This window comes from Clostridium sp. KLE 1755 (assembly GCF_000466465.2).
Classification (GTDB): Bacteria; Bacillota; Clostridia; order Lachnospirales; family Lachnospiraceae; genus Eisenbergiella; species Eisenbergiella porci.
The window spans coordinates 82,978-101,166 of record NZ_KE992779.1 but is presented as its reverse complement, the minus strand read 5'-3'; the positions used below and the strand labels follow the sequence as shown (position 1 = coordinate 101,166).

At 49.8% G+C, this 18,189-nt stretch carries 15 protein-coding genes and 1 riboswitch; all 15 genes read left to right on the top strand.

The features are described 5' to 3' along the window. Positions 1-43: 43 nt before the first annotated feature. The 15 genes from pdxR to HMPREF1548_RS27010 all read left to right on the top strand — a co-directional run bounded on the left by pdxR (position 44) and on the right by HMPREF1548_RS27010 (position 18,046). Entirely contained in the window at positions 44-1,555 is a 1,512-nt protein-coding gene (gene pdxR, locus HMPREF1548_RS27080) for a MocR-like pyridoxine biosynthesis transcription factor PdxR (protein ID WP_021640039.1), read from the top strand. A 68-nt stretch (positions 1,556-1,623) separates the two neighbouring features. After that, on the top strand, positions 1,624-2,817 hold the full coding sequence (locus HMPREF1548_RS27075; RefSeq protein WP_021640038.1) for an aminotransferase-like domain-containing protein: 1,194 nt from the start codon (positions 1,624-1,626) through the stop codon (positions 2,815-2,817). A 20-nt stretch (positions 2,818-2,837) separates the two neighbouring features. After that, entirely contained in the window at positions 2,838-3,794 is a 957-nt protein-coding gene (locus tag HMPREF1548_RS27070; RefSeq protein WP_021640037.1) for a phosphotransferase family protein, read from the top strand. A gap of 52 nt (positions 3,795-3,846) precedes the next feature. After that, positions 3,847-4,041: riboswitch (cobalamin riboswitch) on the top strand. A gap of 181 nt (positions 4,042-4,222) precedes the next feature. Then, positions 4,223-4,984, top strand: coding sequence for a cobalt ECF transporter T component CbiQ (gene cbiQ, locus HMPREF1548_RS27065; RefSeq protein WP_021640036.1), 762 nt, complete (start codon positions 4,223-4,225; stop codon positions 4,982-4,984). 8 nt (positions 4,985-4,992) lie between these two features. Then, a complete protein-coding gene (locus HMPREF1548_RS27060) occupies positions 4,993-5,850 on the top strand; it encodes an energy-coupling factor ABC transporter ATP-binding protein (protein ID WP_021640035.1) in 858 nt (285 codons plus the stop codon). Continuing rightward, a complete protein-coding gene (locus HMPREF1548_RS27055; protein WP_021640034.1) occupies positions 5,847-6,596 on the top strand; it encodes an energy-coupling factor ABC transporter permease in 750 nt (249 codons plus the stop codon). The genes HMPREF1548_RS27060 and HMPREF1548_RS27055 overlap by 4 nt, the downstream gene beginning before the upstream one ends. A gap of 165 nt (positions 6,597-6,761) precedes the next feature. Further along, the gene (locus tag HMPREF1548_RS27050) at positions 6,762-7,067 is read left to right on the top strand and encodes an energy-coupling factor ABC transporter substrate-binding protein (RefSeq protein WP_035324267.1); all 306 of its coding nucleotides are present in this window, start codon (positions 6,762-6,764) and stop codon (positions 7,065-7,067) included. Positions 7,068-7,313: 246 nt separating this feature from the next. Further along, positions 7,314-7,526, top strand: coding sequence for a hypothetical protein (locus HMPREF1548_RS27045; protein ID WP_021640032.1), 213 nt, complete (start codon positions 7,314-7,316; stop codon positions 7,524-7,526). 290 nt (positions 7,527-7,816) lie between these two features. Further along, the gene (locus HMPREF1548_RS27040; protein WP_021640030.1) at positions 7,817-8,770 is read left to right on the top strand and encodes an ABC transporter permease; all 954 of its coding nucleotides are present in this window, start codon (positions 7,817-7,819) and stop codon (positions 8,768-8,770) included. 12 nt (positions 8,771-8,782) lie between these two features. Then, complete coding sequence (locus HMPREF1548_RS27035) at positions 8,783-9,712, top strand: carbohydrate ABC transporter permease (RefSeq protein ID WP_021640029.1); 930 nt, start codon at positions 8,783-8,785, stop codon at positions 9,710-9,712. 91 nt (positions 9,713-9,803) lie between these two features. Next, complete coding sequence (locus HMPREF1548_RS27030) at positions 9,804-11,438, top strand: DUF3502 domain-containing protein (RefSeq protein WP_180998345.1); 1,635 nt, start codon at positions 9,804-9,806, stop codon at positions 11,436-11,438. Between the two features lie 128 nt (positions 11,439-11,566). Further along, positions 11,567-13,390, top strand: a complete 1,824-nt coding sequence (locus tag HMPREF1548_RS27025) for a sensor histidine kinase (RefSeq protein ID WP_021640027.1) — start codon at positions 11,567-11,569, stop codon at positions 13,388-13,390. Further along, entirely contained in the window at positions 13,387-14,898 is a 1,512-nt protein-coding gene (locus HMPREF1548_RS27020) for a response regulator (protein ID WP_021640026.1), read from the top strand. Before HMPREF1548_RS27025 ends, HMPREF1548_RS27020 begins: the two co-directional genes overlap by 4 nt. A 44-nt stretch (positions 14,899-14,942) precedes the next feature. Further along, positions 14,943-16,613: a glycoside hydrolase family 43 protein gene (locus HMPREF1548_RS27015; protein WP_051358492.1), complete on the top strand. Its 1,671-nt coding sequence runs from the start codon at positions 14,943-14,945 to the stop codon at positions 16,611-16,613. Beyond that, a complete protein-coding gene (locus HMPREF1548_RS27010; RefSeq protein ID WP_021640024.1) occupies positions 16,601-18,046 on the top strand; it encodes a glycosyl hydrolase family 28 protein in 1,446 nt (481 codons plus the stop codon). The genes HMPREF1548_RS27015 and HMPREF1548_RS27010 overlap by 13 nt, the downstream gene beginning before the upstream one ends. The last annotated feature ends 143 nt before the right edge of the window (positions 18,047-18,189 follow it).

Below are 18,189 nucleotides of genomic sequence, written 5' to 3'. Positions count from 1 at the left end.
AATTGGATCCAACCAATAAAAATAAAGGCAGATGAGAATATCTATGAAGCTTCAGATAGACAAATCAAAAAAACTACCGCTCTACCAGCAGATCGTGGAACAAATCCGGGCGCAGATCACCTCCGGGGAAATTCCGGAGGGCTACCAGTTCCCATCCGAACGCCAGCTGGCGGAGGCGCTGGGCGTAAACCGCACCACGGTGCTGAACGCCTACAAGGAGCTGAAGGCGGACGGACTGATGGCGTCCCATGTGGGACGGGGAACGATTGCCGTCCGGGCGTGTGGTGAGGAACCGGTGAAAGCAGTTTATCCCGGAGAACCCATCTGGGATCACCTGTTCAGTGATTATCTGAAAAACAGCGACGGCTTCGATGTGAATAAATACCTGGAAATAGCAAACAGAAAGGATGTGATTTCCTTTGCGGCAGGCATTGCCTCTTTTGAGAATCCGCCCATACAGGCCTTTGAAGGCATCGGGGAGGAGCTGCTTGAAAGGCAGAGCAGCATGCTTGTTTCACCTGTGGCAGGCTTTTCCTCCTTCCGCAGGGTGATGAGCTCTTACATGCAGAAGCGTTCCTGCTTCTGCCAGCCTTCGGAAATCATGATAGTTTCCGGGGCGCAGCAGGGTATCGATCTGGTGGCGAGGGCCTTTATCAACCCGGGGGATATCGTGTTTATTGAAGAACCCTCCTTTTTTCCGGCGATCCAGGCCTTCCGCTCCCTGGGGGCGAGGCTGATGGCGATACCCATGGAAGAGGACGGGATGAATGTGGATGTGCTGGAGCAGCTGCTGACCAGGTACCGGCCAAAGCTGATTTACACGATGCCGGCCTATCATAATCCCTGCGGCGTTTCCATGAGCACCTCCAAGCGCATCCGCTTCCTGGAGCTGATAAATAAATACGGGGTGCCGGTGCTGGAGGATGATCCTTACAGTGAGCTGTGCTATGAGGGACAGACAATGACCCCGCTAAAATCCATGGATAAGAGCGGTTATGTCATATACCTGAGCACCTTTTCCAAGACCGTTTATCCCGGGCTTCGGCTGGGCTGGATCTGGGCGAATAAAAAGCTGATTTACAGGCTGTCCAATATCCGCCAGCTGATGGATCTGCATTCCAGCTGCATTTCCCAGCTGATTGTGGAACGCTTTATTGCCAGTGGGGAAATGGAAAAATATCTCTCCCTGATCCGCCGGGAATACAGGGACGGAAGGGATATTATGATGGATGCGCTTAAAACCTATGCGCCGCCGGGCCTCACCTGGAATCACCCGGACGGGGGCTATTACCTGTGGTGCAGGCTGCCGGAGGGGCTGCCTGCGGATCTGCTCGCCACCCAGGCGGCGCAAAACGGCGTTGCCGTCCTTCCGGGAACGCCCTTCTATCTGCCGGGACAGAAGGGGGGAAATTATATCCGGCTGAACTACACCTTCCCTCCCAGGAACAGAATTGCGGAGGGGATCAGGGTTTTATGCGAGGTTATCAGGAAGCTGACGGTATCGGAAAAAGAGGACGGAGCATTTTCAGACGGTGAAATCAGTCCTATTTTATAAGAAAAACCACTGCGGGGGCAGTGATATAAAAAAGTGCCGTTTTCGGAAAACGGCAGGAGGAGATTGTTATGGAATACAGATATGCAGGAAGATTATCCAATATCAGGGCTTCTGAAATCAGGGAGCTGCTGAAGCTGACGGAAAGGCCGGAGGTCATATCCTTTGCCGGAGGCCTGCCTGCCTCGGAGCTGTTTCCCATTCAGGAAATCAAGGAGGTCAACGATTATGTGCTGGACTGCTGCGGAGAGCAGGCCCTTCAGTATACGACCACAGAAGGCTTCCAGCCGCTGCGCAGATGGATTGCGGAACGGATGAACTCCCGGCTGGGAACGTCTTTTGACGAGGACAATATAATGATTACCCATGGGTCACAGCAGGCGCTGGATCTTACCGGAAAGGTTTTTCTGGAGGAAGGGGATGTGGTTTTGTGTGAAAGCCCCACGTATCTGGCGGCCATCAGCGCTTTCCGGGCTTACGGCTGCAGATTTGCCGAGGTGGAAACGGATGAAGATGGGATGGTAATCTCCCGGCTGGAAAAGGCCCTGGAGGAGAATCCGGGGGCGAAGCTGATATACATTGTCCCGGATTTCCAGAATCCTACGGGACGGACCTGGAGCCTGGCAAGAAGGCGTCAGCTTGCCGAGCTTTCGGCAAAATATAACGTTGTGGTCATTGAAGACAATCCTTATGGGGAGCTACGGTATGAAGGAGATTTCCTGCCCTCTGTAAAATCTTTTGACAAAGAGGGGAATGTGCTGTGTACAGGAACCTTTTCCAAAATTTTCTGCCCCGGCTATCGGATTGGCTGGATCGCAGGGGAAAAAGAGGTGATCCGCAAATATGTGCTGGTGAAGCAGGGCGTGGATCTGCAGTGTAATACAGTGGCGCAGATGGTTATTTCTTCTTTCCTGGAAAAGTATGATATTGATGAGCATATTGATAAAATACGGGAGGTATACCACAGAAGGCGTGACGCGGCAGTGGATTCAATTGAGCGTTTTTTCCCGGACAATATCAAATACACGAAGCCGGAGGGCGGCCTTTTCCTCTGGGTGGAGCTGGATGGAAAAGTGAATACGACCAAGCTTCTTGAAAAATGCCTGGAGCAGGATGTGGCCTTTGTTCCGGGGGATTCCTTTTATCCCAACAGCGGAAAAACCAATACGATGCGGATTAATTTTTCCAATACGCAGGAGGAGAAGATTGTGGAAGGGATCAGGCGGATTGGGAATGCCATTCGTGCACTGTATGGTATTGACTGAAACGGCAGGAGGGGGATGGAATGATGGATACAGGATGGGCGGAAAAGGAGCAGGAAGATACAGGTACGCAAATATGCAGGGAACTGATGGAAAAGCTGGATATAAAAAGCTATGAAACAGTTACGGAAGGTCTGTCGGGTGACAGAAAATTTCATGTGGAGACTTCAGACGGTGGGCACTTTTTACTGCGGTTGTCGGCTGGAACGGAGTATGAACGGAAGAAAACGGCGTTTGATAGAATGCGGAAAGCCGACAGCATTGGCATTCCCATGTGCAGGCCCGCTGCTTTCGGAAGCTGTGATGGCGGGAGATGCGTTTATCAGCTTTTGACCTGGTGTGAGGGAAGGAATGGGGAAAAGCTTTTGCCGTTTCTGCCTGAAACGAGGCAATATAGTATCGGCATAAAAGCCGGGGAGATACTGCGGACTATCCACACGATACCTGCGCCGGAACTGGAACCCTGGCAAAAAAGGTATTTCAATGAAAACGACTGCCGGATAAAGGCTTTTTCGGATTGCGGGATCCGGATTGACGGCAGCGATATTTTGCTTGCCTTTGTGGAGAATAACAGGCATTTGCTTAACGGCAGACCGCAGTGCCTCCAGCATGGGGATTACCATGTTGGCAATCTGATGATAACTGATGCGGGTGAGGTGTCTGTAATCGACTGGGAGCTGCTTGATTTTGATAATTATGCGGATCCCTGGAAGGAGTTTGGCAGCATAGGCCTTACCGATGTGCATCCGTATTTTGTTACAGGTCTGATCCGGGGATATTTTGGCGGGGAACCTCCGTTGCAATTTTGGAAGCTGCTTGCCTATTATCTGGCTGTAGGCGCGGTTATTATGGTGCCCTGGGCATATTATTTGCAGAAGGATGAGCTTCCGTATGCTGTGAAACACGTGAAGGATGTTTTGCGGTGGTTTGATAATTTCAGGAGGGATGTGCCGGAGTGGTTTTGCCCGGAGCGGCTGTAATCTCAAAATGTCATTGCTAAATTTTACAAGGAATGATATACTGATGGAAATTTGAAGTAAAAAGGTGCCTGATGCGGTTTTTTGCCGCAGTTCAGGATAATAGGGAACCGGGTGGGAATCCCGGACGATCCCGTCGCTGTATACGCGGAGCATTTTTTCAGCCGGAAGGCGGTCACTGTGGAAATGGGAAGACGAGAAAATGTGAGGATGCGCAAGTCAGAAGACCTGCCTTTTTATTTGTGTTTATAGGGACTGCGATGGACAGGAACTTATAAAATAAGCCCTTTTGAGGGCCTTATTTTTGTTACCTGTTTGTACGCACAGTCCGATTGTGTACAAGCAGGTTTTTTTATGCTCAAAAGAGGCTGTAATTCAGGCGGCTCATGCATTTGCGCCGGGCCGGATTGCGGACATACAGGGAATACGTGATGAAAATAGATTATTATGCATATCGTTCAGGAATGCGTTGCTGGAATGCAGGGCTGAAAATGTTTCTTGCGGTCATGACGCTTTGCCTGGTAATAGCCTTTGATAAGCCGGCGGTTTCCATTTACGTGATACTCACCATGGGAGCGCTTACGCTGATGAAAGGGAAAATACCATGGAAGGCCTACATACATTTTATGACGGTGCCTCTTGCCTTTATGGTTTTCAGCGGCGCGGCGATTGCCGTGGAATTTGGCCGTGCGCCTTTGGGAGACTGGAATCTTCCGGCCCATTTTTTCTGGATATGCTTTTATCAGGAAAACCTGATTCTGGCAGGTAGGGTGTTCCTGAAGGCAATGGCCGGAATGAGCGCTTTATATATGATATCCCTTGCCACGCCGGTCAGCGAACTGGTTCTGGTGCTTCAGAGGCTTCACCTCCCGCGCCTGCTGGTTGAATTGATGAACCTGATATACAGATATATTTTTATCCTGATAGATGTCTCGGAGCAAATGCAGATCGCAGCGAAAGCGCGGCTGGGCTGCCATTCTTTCCGCCAGTCCTGCAAAAGCTTTGCCCAGATAGCAGGGAACCTGTTTCTTGTATCGTTAAAAAAAGCGAATGCTTATTACGATGCCCTGCTGTCAAGAGGATATGACGGGAAGCTGGAATTTTTATCGGAAGAAAATCCGCCTGCGGGAGGGCAGCTTGTTTTTACCGGGCTTTACCTGCTTGTCCTTTTGGGTATCGCGGTCATTGTATAGGAGAGCATATGGAAAATGAAGTATTGCTGCAGGTAAAGGGACTGTCCTTTACCTACGGGGAGGAACCGGTTTTAAAAGATGTGAATCTCATTATCAGGCGCGGTGAGAGAATTGCGGTTATGGGTTCGAACGGAGCGGGAAAATCCACCTTTTTCCTGAATCTGAACGGGGTATTGAGGCCTGATTCCGGGGATATCCTTCTTTGCGGAAGCAAAATAGGGAAAAAAGAGCTGAACCTGCTGCGCAAAAAAGTAGGTTTTGTATTCCAGGATGCGGACAGCCAGATTATCGCAGCGAATGTACGGGCGGAAATTTCCTTCGGGCCCATGAATCTGGGCCTGGAACGCAGTGAGGTAATACACAGGGTGGATGCTGCAGTTTCCTATCTTGGCCTGGAAGAGCTGCAGCAGCGTGCGCCGCATTATCTGAGCGGAGGGGAAAAGAAACAGGTCAGCATTGCAGATATTCTGGCGATGGAGCCTGAGCTGCTCATATTTGACGAACCGATGGCTGCGTTGGATCCAATGAATGCGCAGAGGGTGGAGGATATTCTGGGTAAGCTTCATGAGGATGGAAAAACTCTGCTGGTTGCAACACATGATGTGGATTTCGCATGGCGTTTTGCAGACAGGATTCTTGTTTTTTGCGATGGAATACTGATTGGTGACGGAACGCCGGCTGAAATATTTGCCCAAAAGGAAATGATGGAAAGGGCCCATTTAAAAAAGCCATCCATTATGGAGGTCTGGGACGCGTTGCTTAAAAATGGGCTGGTGGCGGATCGAAAGGGATATCCGTCTACCACACAGCAGGCGGCGGAATGGATCGCCGCCTGTAAAAATGAGAGAGGAGATTCAAAAGAATGACAGAGAAACAAAAGAAAATTCTGAAGCTGAGCATTGCATTTTCCGTTGCCTTTGCAGTATACCCAACGGTCAATGCCATGCATATTATGGAGGGCTACCTTCCGGCCGGCTACTGCATCGCCTGGGGCGTTGTCTGCCTGCCGTTCCTGGTAAAAGGTTTTTTTACCATACGCAGGCTGTTTCAGGAAAACAGAAAGGCAATCACTATGCTGGCCATGGCGGGCGCTTACATATTCGTCCTGTCCGCACTTAAAATTCCTTCCGTCACAGGAAGCTGTTCCCATATGACGGGAACCGGCCTGGGCGCAATCCTTTTCGGCCCCGGCACCGTCAGCATATTGGGCATTATTGTTTTGCTGTTCCAGGCGGTTCTGCTTGCGCATGGGGGACTGACAACGCTGGGAGCCAATACCTTTTCCATGGCGATTGCAGGACCGTTCGTTACTTATGGAATTTATCTGCTCTGCAAAAAATGTAGGGTGAACAGGATGGCCGGGATTTTCCTCGCCGCTTTCTTCGGGGATCTTTTTACCTATTGTGTAACGAGCATACAGCTTGCGCTGGCATATCCCAGCACGCAGGGAGGCGTATTTGCGTCCGCCCTGGAATTCCTCGGCGTGTTTGCGCCGACCCAGCTGCCGCTGGCCGTTGTTGAAGGCCTGCTGACCGTGCTGATTATGATGGCGCTGGAAAACTATGCGAAGCCGGAGTTAAAGGCAATCGGTTTTATGAAGGCCGGTAAATGATAGAACAGAGGCAGCTGTGAGGAAACCGGACAGTTACAGGCAGAGATTGATTCGGTACCGCAGGTTTTTCTGCGGTGTACAGGAGGCAGAGGTTTGAAAGTTCATTTCAAACTACTTATTAATGCAGTATTGCAGGCCTGCCTGCGGTATGAAAGGGGTATAGCCATGAAAAAAGAAGCAAAAACAGCAATAATATTGATAGTTCTGGTGGTACTGATTGTGGTGGTGCCGCTGTTTGCCAGGAAGGGAGCGGAATTTGGCGGCTCCGACGACGCGGGGAGCCAGAAGATAGAGGAGATTGCCGGGGAATATGAGCCCTGGTTCACGCCTGTCTTTGAAACCGCCCTGAACGGGGAAATCCCGGGCGAGGTTGAAAGTCTTTTATTCTGCGTCCAGACCGGGATTGGAGTGGGGATAATTGCCTTCCTGATGGGACGGATGGTGGAGCGGAAAAAGTGGTGTAAGGAATAACACGGAAGAGGATTCCTGCGCAGGGAGTTAAGGAATAAGTCTGCGGATAAGCAAAGGAGACTGTTTATCTGGGTTTAAGTGAATTGCAAAATTCCTTATATAAGTTATTCCAATTTAATTCGTATAATTCTGTTATTTCTTTTTAGTGCAATTTGAAATATAATATTTATTTAAGAGCATTGTTATGAGTAATAAGGAATATTCAATTTGTCAGACAACGTCTGACAAATTCAGAAAGGATATAGTATGCATGATTTAGAGCAGACAGATATGCTTCAGCCGTTGGTTAATGAGATTGAAACGACTGTTTCAAATGTAGAGTATGCAACATACGGTATGGATAGTAATTTGTTTGTTTCAAAATACGAATTATATCTCCCTGATCGTAAGGAACTTGAAAAATTAGTTAATAATATTTTGGAACAGGATTCCAGGCAAGAAAAGAAAGCAGACAATTAACAAAGTAAAATTTAATAAGTACATGCAAAAAAGACAATCATATAAGGTTGTCTTTTTTTGTGTGGAAGTTTTCCATATTACAGCTCTGGGATGGAAAACTTCCATACAAAGCCTGGTCTGAAGATCGTTCGACGCATGCCCGGGCCATACCGGTTATTCAAAAATTACCCTTTTTAATCAAAAAGTCATATTTTTTCCGCTGCCCGGATCCGCTATCCTGAATATAAGCAAGAAAGCAAAGCGGTTTCAAAAAGCAGCAGGTGTGTATTTACGCACGGATCGGAGAGTTTATGAAAAAGAATAATATGCAGGCGGCAGTAAAAAAGAAAAGGCCCTTTGATGATTTCCGCCGTCATAAAACCTACTATTTTATGCTGATTCCCATGGTGGTTTTCTTCCTGCTTTTCTGTTACCTTCCCATGCCCGGCCTTTATTATGCATTTGTGGATTATGACTTCATGCAGGGGCTGAGAAGCCCGTTCTGCGGATTCCGGAATTTTGAATTCCTTTTTTCAGGAGGCATGGATTCCATCATCTGGAAGCTGACGAAAAACACGATACTGTATAACCTGGCCTTTATTTTAATCGGCAACCTGGCGCAGATAACGGTGGCCGTGCTGCTGAAGGAGATACACAGAAAATATTTTGTAAAGGTTTCCCAGACATTGATGTTTATGCCCTATTTCGTGTCCATGGTTACCATAGGGGTTATCGTCTATAACATTTTCAGCTACAAATACGGCATAGCGAATAATATCATTACAGCCCTTGGCTTTGAAAAATTTGATTTTTACCAGAATCCACAGGTGTGGCCGGCCATAATCGTGGCGGTGCAGGTGTGGAAGGGGCTGGGCTATGGCAGCGTGGTCTATATGGCGGCCATTCTTGGAATTGACGAAAGCATCTATGAGGCGGCCTATGTGGACGGTGCGTCCAACTGGAAAAGAATCCGCTATATCACCCTTCCGCTGCTGAAGCCTACGGCGATCATGCTGATTATGCTGGCTCTGGGAGGGATTATCAAAGGCTCCTTTGAGCTGTTTTACCAGATTGTGGGGAACAACGGCCTGCTGCTGGATAAAACGGATATTATAGATACCTATGTTTACCGTTCCCTGGCGGTGGATTTCAACATGGGGCGGGGGGCGGCCGCGGGGTTGTACCAGTCAGTATTCGGATTTGTGCTGGTCATGGTGGTTAACCGGATTGTGAATAAGGTGAGTCCGGAAAATGCGTTGTTTTAGGGGGAGACTTAAATGAAAAAGAAAAGAAAAACGATGGACGGCCGGGTACAGGCCGATGTACATATCCGGCACGGCTGGAAGGCGGCAGTTTTCAATGGCCTGAGCATGCTTTTTATTTCCCTGCTGGCCGCGGCCTGCGTGACTCCGTTTATTTTCATATTGGCAGGCTCCTTCAGCAGCGAATCTGCGATTGCGGTCAACGGTTATTCCCTGCTGCCGCAGGAATTTACCCTGGACGCCTACCGGTCGGTTTTTCATATGGGGAATTCCATTCCCCAGGCGTACCTTGTGACCATTTTCATTACCCTGGCCGGAACTGCAATCGGGCTGCTGACGACCTCTGTAAGCGGGTATGTGCTATCCCGGCCGGACTTTAAGCACAGAAATAAATTTGCTTTTTTTATTTATTTCACTACCCTGTTTTCAGCGGGAATGATTCCCTCCTATCTTGTGAATGTGAATATCCTGCATTTAAACAACAATATCTGGGTATTGATCCTGCCGGCGGTCATGAATCCGTTCAATATCTTCCTGTTTCGCAATTTCGTGAAAAGCATTCCCCATGATTTGGTGGAATCTGCGCGGATTGACGGCGCCGGTGATTTTAAAATCTATTATAAGGTTATTATGCCGCTGGCAAAGCCTGCGGTGGCTACCATCGGCCTGTTTCTGGCCCTTGGCTACTGGAATGAGTGGTTCCGCTGCAATCTGTATATCAAAAATACGGATTTGTATACCCTGCAGTATTTTCTGCAGTCCATGATGGCGAACCTGTCCGCCATGATGAGTGAGAAAGGGCTGGTGGACAGCGTTGCTTCCCTGCCTGGTGAGACGATGAAGCTGGCGACGGCAATTATAGCCACTGGGCCGGTGCTGCTGTTTTATCCGTTTGTACAGCGGTATTTTGTAGGAGGGCTTACCATTGGCGGCGTTAAGGGCTGATGCTGAGGCAGGAATACGTATAGCTATTTTTTCAAGTGGTATGCAGACAGGCCGAATGGGCCTGATGTATAATAAAAAAGGAGGTTCGGGTATGAAGAGAAGAATGATTACGGTGAAAAATGTATGGAAAAAAGCGGTAGCCTTGGGGACGGCGGCAGTTCTGGCGGCGTCACTGGCAGGCTGCGGTACGGCAGATACGTCAGGCGGTGCAGGAACGGCAGGCGGTGAAAGCGCTGCAGATGCTGGCAGTACGGAACAGACAGTGCAGCAGGAACAGCCCGCGGAGGAATCCGGTGAAGCTGTTACCTTAAAAGCATTTACCATGGGAAATGAGCCGGCGTCCGGCATGGATACATTTTATGAGCAGCTGGATGCCCTTACAGTAAAGGATCTGGGAATTAAGGTACGGTTTGATTTTATCCCCTGGGGTGATGAAAAGAATAAAATCAATTTGAACATCGCTTCCGGCGAATACGATTTGTATGTGGGCGGCAATTTTTCAGATTATAAGGTGATGGCGACTAAAAATGCATTCCTCGATCTGAAGCCCCTGCTCAGTGAAGTGCCTGATCTGGTGGCCCATTATTCCGTGGTTTCCGATAAGACGCTGGAAAGCTGTGAAATCGGAGGGAAGCTGTACGGGATTCCGCAGTTTGGAAAAGCAACGGACAGCGTAGCTGCGAATGAAGGCTTCATGTACCGGGAGGATCTCCGCAAGAGCTGGGGGCTTCCGGAAATCAACAGCCTGGAAACGATGGAACAGTACATGTATAAAGCAAAGGATGAATATCCGGAAAGCTCGGTGGTAATGGACAGCCGCATCTGGTCCTGTGTATGGAATATTCTGGCCGCAGGCAAATATCTGGAGCTTGACAGTTATATGAATACTCCTTATACGGTGGTTTCCATTGACGATCCCTATACGGTGTTAGACAGGACACAAACACCGGAATACAAAACCATGCTGGAATATATGGAAAAATGGTACAAAGACGGAATCATCGATCACGATATTCTGGCTTCGAGCGCAAATGAAGGCAATAAGATTTCGGAACTGGTAAAGGCGGACAAAAAGGTGACTACCACCAATTCCCCGGCATGGTCACTGACGGCGACCGTGAACGAAATCAGCAAAACAAATCCGGAATGGGAAATGGGCTGGTATGATTATGGTTTCGGGAAAGCTCCCGTATACCTTCCTTCCGTATCCAATTCCACATGTATTTCCATAAACCCCAAATGCAAGGAGCCGGTAAAGGCCCTGCAGTTTATAGAAAAAGCCCATACGGATCAGGACTATTATGATTTGCTCAGGTGGGGAGTGGAAGGTGAAAACTATAGCAGGGAAGAAGGAAAAATTACCACGGCAGGAATCGATGCGGCAAATATAAAACCCTCCTGGACCGGGCTGGTTGACGGCTATATGGAGGAAGAGGTTCCCAGCCAAAACGCTTACTGGCAGGAGCAGATGGACGCAACTCGGGTTACCCCGGAGGAATTCAGCCCTCTGGATGGATTTATCTTCGATGCTTCCTCACTTTCTTCGGAAACAGCGGCTTTGGAATCTGTAAAGGCACAGTATATGACACCTCTGCTCTGCGGTGTAACACAGGACAGAAACGGGGATTATGAAAACGTGCTTGCACAGCTGGATAAGGCCGGCATCCAGAAATATATAGAGGAAATGCAGCGGCAGCTTACTGCATTCAAGGAAAAGAAATCGTAACTGGGAAGATACCGTACAGTTACAGCAAAACGGCAAACTAAAGACAGGCACCGCCTTCCTGCGGTCCGGCAGACGGATCGCGGGAAGGCTTTTGGCGTAATTAAAACACGCGTCGGGAGGGCAGAATCATGAAGGATATTTCATTTCGGAATAGACTGTCCGGCTGGAAATGGAGTGGAAGCATTCCACGTAAGCATTTCTTTCCGGGAAAATTCAGCGATCTTTCGCTTACCATAAAAATGTTCCTGCTGTTTTCCTGTGCCTGTCTGGCAGCCATGGGGGCGGCCTTTGCGGTATCCTACCGGCAGCTTTACGCATCCACGGAAATCAATCAGGAATTTCTGGCCAGGCAGCGTTTTGAGCAGACCCGTTCCATGCTGGAGGAGCGTCTGGAGCGGGTGGAAAGCATCACAAGAATGGCTATCGGCAATGAAAACCTGAATTATTATCTGAAGAACCTCATGGAAAGCAAAGGCTTCAGCCAGCAGTATGTACAGCTGCAGTCGGCCTGGGACTGGATTGAAAACATATATTACGGCACGGATTATGATTCCTGCCTTTTTTATCTGGACGGCGATTATCCCTTTGCCGACAGCATTTCCGGCTATGTGAGGGACTGGGACAGTGAACGCGGCCAGGAAATCCATGCGCTCATGGAAAAGAACGGCTACCGGCCGGTATGGCTTACCGGGGAAATGGAGAAGAACGGGGAAAACGGGCAGTACCTGATATTCATCCGCCCCGTGACCAATCTGGAGGATTTCAGCAAGAACCTGGGAAGCATGCATGTATATATCCATGCGGATAAGCTGAAGGAAAGCTTTTTGAATACCCCACAGAAAGAAGTGTATTATATCAAGTCCGCCCAGGGGGAGCTGATGACCGTCAGCGACAGAGCCCTGTATGAAAAAATAGCACCCTCTGATGAACTGGAAAATGCCTGCCTTAAGGAGGGCGGAAAGGTCCGGGCGGACGGCAGGGAATATTATGCCAGAAGGGATGAAATCGGGGACAGCGGGCTTATTCTTTTTGCGGTAATGCCTTCAGATACGGTGGAGGGGATTTTCTGGGAAACCGGGATGTGGACGGTCATATTCTTTGCCGCTGTCTGCGCAGCGCTTCTGGCGGCGGTGTGGCTGATCGCCCGTTCGGTCTGCGCCAGAATCCTGCAGCTGTCCACGACGGTTGCAAAGGTAAGGGAAGGAAAACTGGAAACTCTGGATGAAAAAGAGGGACAGGACGAGGTGGGCCAGCTGATTGGCAATTACAATTATATGATCCGCCGTATCCGCATGCTTTTAGAGGAGCAATACCGTCTGGGCCAGGAAAAGAAGGGGGCCGAGCTGATGGCGCTGCAGTCCCAGATCAACCCACATTTTCTGTACAACACCCTGGATATGATCAACTGGATGGCCTCCCGGAATGAGATGGATAATATCAGGGAAACCGTGCTTTCCCTGGCCCGGTATTACAAGCTGATACTGAATAAGGGGCAGGATATCATCACCATCGGGCTGGAAATCGAGCTTTGTGAAGCCTACATTGCCATCCAGCAGAAGCGCTTCCGGGGCAAAATCCTGTTTGAGATCGATGTGGACGACCAGATACGCAGGTTCCTTATCCCAAAAATTACACTGCAGCCCCTGATAGAAAATGCCATTGTCCATGGAATCATGGAAAAAAGCAGCGGCCGGGGAACCATCCTGATCAGCGGCTGGGAAGAGGACGATGAAATCTTCCTGTCCGTAACCGATGACGGCGTGGGCATGGCGACAGGGCAGGAGAACGAGCGGAAGCATAAGGGAAGCAAGTACGGCATCAGCAATATTGAGACACGGCTGACCCTGTTTTATAATATGGACAAATGCATTACCTATGAAAGCACGCAGGGCGTGGGAACCTGCGTCAGCATAAGAATCGGGAAAAAGACGGGAGAGGGGGAAACACAGTGAGATTACTGATTGCGGATGATGAGGATTATGCAAGAGAAGGGCTGATTGAATCCATTCCCTGGGAAAAATACGGGATTGACGAGATTATGCAGGCGAAGGACGGCCGGGAAGCGCTGACGATATCGGGCTGGTTCCGCCCGGACATCGTGCTGACCGATATCCGTATGCCGAAGCTTAACGGTCTGGAATTTGCGGAACGGCTGATACGCCAGTGCCCTGACAGCAAGCTTTTGTTCATGAGCGGTTACATGGAAATCGAATACCTGAAAAAGGCGATTTCCCTGGATGCGGTGGAATTCGTGGAAAAGCCGATTGAACTGGATAAGGTGGAGCAGGCGGTGAAGAAGGCCGTAACGTTTGTCCGGGAAAAAGAGCTCTTTGAGAAAAAAGAGGGCCAGTGGCAGAAACTGGAACGCCAGCGGCTTTTAAACATGCTGAAGCTGAAAACCAAGGACAAAGCGCTGATCGAAAAGCTCTGCCGCGAGGTCGGTTTCCCGGAAAAAGCAGGCTATCTGACCGCAGTACTCTGGAACAAAAATGAGGAGAATGCCGGAGAACTGGAGCCTTTAGCGGCCGAATTCTGGAAGGATACGGGAATAGATTATCTACTGACCATGCTGGATCGGGGAAAATATCTGTTCCTCGGCGCTTTCGGTGCCTTTCAGCAAAGCCGAATCAGGGAAAAATGCCGTGAGATGGCCGGACTGAAGGAAGGCCTGTGTTTGGGCATAGGCTTTGAAACCGACAATCTGATGGCTGTGGCGGCAAGCTCAGAAATTGCGCTTCTGAATGCAGAGCAGTCCTTTTTTAAAAGTGAAAGGCGGATATTTGAAATTGAAGACGGCATTCCTGAGATGAAAAAGCTCAATCCGGGACTCTATGCGGAGTTTGACAGAATCCTCAAGGAAGACGCCGGAGAGGTAACCGCCTGGCTGCATGAGCTGGCGGAGAAAATATGCGGGGAGGGCTTCTACCGGCAGGAGGACATTGTCATGCTGATGAGCGCCTTTGCCAGACTTCTGATACAGGAGAAGAACGCGCTGCTTTTGTCGGTGGAGGGTATTGATACGGAGGAGGATGCGGAACAGAAAATCCGGGAGGCCTCTTCAATGGCGGAAGTGATGGAGCTGTTTGACAGGCTCCTGGAGGCCTTTGGCATCCACAGGGAGAAGGAAACACAGTACTCCCGGCTGGTGCGTGATACCATTACCTATATAGAGCAGCACTGCCGGGAAGCGGAGCTGTCTGTCACGGATATCGCTGCGGATATGCATTTTTCGGCGGCACATCTGAATGTGCTGTTTAGAAAGGAAACCGGCGTTACCGTAAAGCAGTATATCAGTGACTACCGTCTGAACCTTTCTAAAAAGCTTCTCTGCAATCCCCATATCAAGGTTTCGGAGATCGCGGAGCGCTGCGGCTATTCCAATGCCAATTACTTTTCCAAGGTATTCAGGGCTTCGGAAAATATGACGCCGGTGGAATACAGGAAGGAGAATTGTAAGTAGAGAGCGGATTGCCCTGGTAATCCGAAATGAAAGAGGAGTGCATTATGAAGATTAAGAATCCCATATTGAGGGGCTTTCATCCGGATCCGTCCATCATTCGGGTGGACGACGATTACTACATAGCAACGTCCACCTTTGAGTGGTGGCCGGGCGTAAGGCTGCACCATTCCAGGGATCTGGTCAACTGGGAGCTGATAGAATATCCGCTGAACCGAACCGGTCAGCTGGATCTGAGGGGCGTGGGAGCGAGCCAGGGCGTCTGGGCGCCGTGCCTGACCTATGATAAAGGGATATTTTATCTGGTTTATACGGTTGTGAAGGCCTTTTACTGTAATATGTACGATACCAATAATTATCTGGTGACGGCGGAAAGCATCCATGGGCCCTGGTCGGATCCCATCGCTTTGAATAATTTTGGATTTGACCCGTCTTTGTTCCACGATGAGGACGGACGAAAATATATGGTAAGCATGGTGACGGACCACCGGGTGCCGAAGAAATATGCGGGGAGGCTGGTGCTGCAGGAGTACGATCCGGTCAGGAAGGAAATGACAGGGCCGGTGAGGGAAATCTATGCGGCGGACACTATATTCCTGGAAGGCCCCCATATTTATAAACGGAATGGATGGTATTATCTTTTTTCGGCGGACACGGGGACCGGTGAGGCGCATGGACAGACTATCCAGCGTTCCCGCAGCGTATGGGGGCCATACGAAATGTACCGTGCGGATTTTATGGAGCATACCGGAGAGGAAGCCTGGTCGATTCTGACCTGCCGCCATCATGAGGAGCTTGCCCTTCAGAAATGCGGACATGGGGATCTGGTGGAGACGCAGGGCGGAGAATGGTACATGGTCCATCTTTGCGGGAGACCCCTTACCGCCAGAAACAGCGCGGATGCGCCCCGATTCCCGGGAAGCCGCCGTTATACCCTGGGACGGGAAACGGCAATCCAAAAGGTAAGATGGACGGAGGATGACTGGCTTGTCCTGGATAAGGAGACGTTAGACAGCCTGCCGGAAACGGAAGCGGATGCGCCGAAGCTGCCACTATGTCCGTTCCCTGGGAAAGCAGCACGGGATGATTTTAATGAAGAGGAGCTGGACCGGGAATATCAGTCCCTCAGGGTTGCGATGGATGCGCATTACATCAGCCTGACAGAACGTCCGGGCTTCCTTCGTATGTACGGACGCTCCGGGCTTGCCAGCCGTTTTTCCCAGAGCCTGATAGCCAGGAGGTGGACTGAATTTTCCTTTGAAGCATCCGCCTGTATGGAATTTGAACCGGAGGTTTTCAAGCAGATGGCGGGGCTGATATTCATGTATGATGATCAGAATTATCTGTATCTGCATGTGAGCCATGATGAAGAGCTGGGAAAGGTAATCAGCATTCTGAAGGCGGAAAACAAAAGGTATGAATACCCGATAGGCTTTATTCCAATAGAAGAGGGAAGGGCAATTATTTTAAAAGGAAAGGTAGAGGGGGAGCGCATACAGTTCTATTTTGGCTATGCGGAGGATGCGCTTACCGAAATCGGTCCGGTCCTGGACTGTAGCTTTATGTCCGATGAGGCCTGCCTGGAGGGGTGGTTTACCGGCGCCATGGCAGGCATCTGCTGCCAGGATCTGACCGGGTTTGGAAAGGCGGCAGATTTTGACTGGTTTGAAATGAAAACATATGACAACGATTCAGGGAGGAAGCTATGGGAACAATAAGAAACTATCCGACGCCGGAGGGCACCGTCCTGCAAAAAGATTTTCAGATCCGCGTCAGGGCCGCCGGGCAGGTGGAGTGGCAGGAGGTTTCCTGCTATCAGGTAAAAGTGGATATGCATGAGGTGCGCTGCGCGTCCATGGCATATTTTGATTTTTCCCAGGAAGCGGAGGTGGAAATCACCTGCCCGGCGCTGTTTTTTATATATCAGGTGGATGTGCGTCCGCTATCGGCGGGGATAAAAGCAGAATATGATTCGAAGAAGATAAGGCTGCATCTGGATCGGCCTGTAAAGCTGTCCATTGAAGTAAACAGGGAACGTTTTCACAACCTGCATTTGATAGCGGGGCGTATCCGGGAAGACAGGCCGGAACCGGAAAGTGGTAATACCATATTCCTTCCGGGAGATTTGAAAAAGGTTTCAGTGCACAGGACGGAGGACCTGGTGAGGCAGCTGGAGCGGATGCCGGAGGGAAGGTGTGTTTATTTCGGGCCGGGGCTTCATTATCTGGAAGAATGCGCTATGCGGATACCATCGGATACGGAGGTTTATCTTGAAGGCGGAGCCGTTCTGGTGGGAACCTTTATCATCAGTCACAGGGAAAATATCCGCATCCATGGCAGGGGGTGTCTGTACCTGGCCAATTTCGAGCGTTTCGGGGGGCTGAACGCCATCCGTATCAGTCATGGAAGGAATGTGAGGATAGAGGGAATTCATTTGATCAATCCGCCGCATTACAGCGTGTACATAGGCGGCTCGGAAAAAATAGAGATTGAAGATATCACGGCGTTCAGCTGTGAAGGCTGGTCGGACGGCGTGGATATCATGAGCAGCACCGACATTACAGTGAAAGACTGCTTTCTGCGCACATCGGATGACTGTGTGGCGATTTACGGAAGAAGATGGGATTACAACGCAGACAGCCGGAATATTACCGTATCCAGCTGCTGCCTGTGGGCGGACGTGGCTCATCCTACGGTGATCGGAACCCATGGGGATTATGAGCATGACGGGAATGTGTTGGAGGATATTCGTTTTGAGGATCTGGATATTCTGGAGCACAGGGAGCACCAGGACGGCTATCTGGGCTGCATGGCGATCAATGCAGGAGACAAAAATACGGTGCGGAATGTGGTTTACGAAGACATTCGTATAGAGCCCTTCCAGAGGGGGAAGCTTCTTGATATTCAGGTAAAACGCAACCCGGATTATAATCCGGTGCCCGGCGGCGGGATTGCGCATATCCGGTTTAAAAATATTACTTACACCGGCTGCGGAGAGGTAAAGTCATGCATCAGGGGCTATGATGCGGAGCATATCGTTTCGGATGTTACTATCGAAAATCTTTCCATCCGGGGCAAAAAGGCGGAAAGCCTTGCGGAAGCAGGAATCGAAACAGGGCCTTTTGCAAAAGAAATCAGACTGCTTTCATGAGGAGCGTAGAAAGAGGGTGGAGCATTATTCCTATATGGATTTTTTTCAATATGCCTGTGGAAAAAGGGGCGGAAAATATGCATTTTGTGCGGAAAATGAGGAAGATTTCCTGCGATTGAAGGGGACGCTCAGACAGGCTGTGT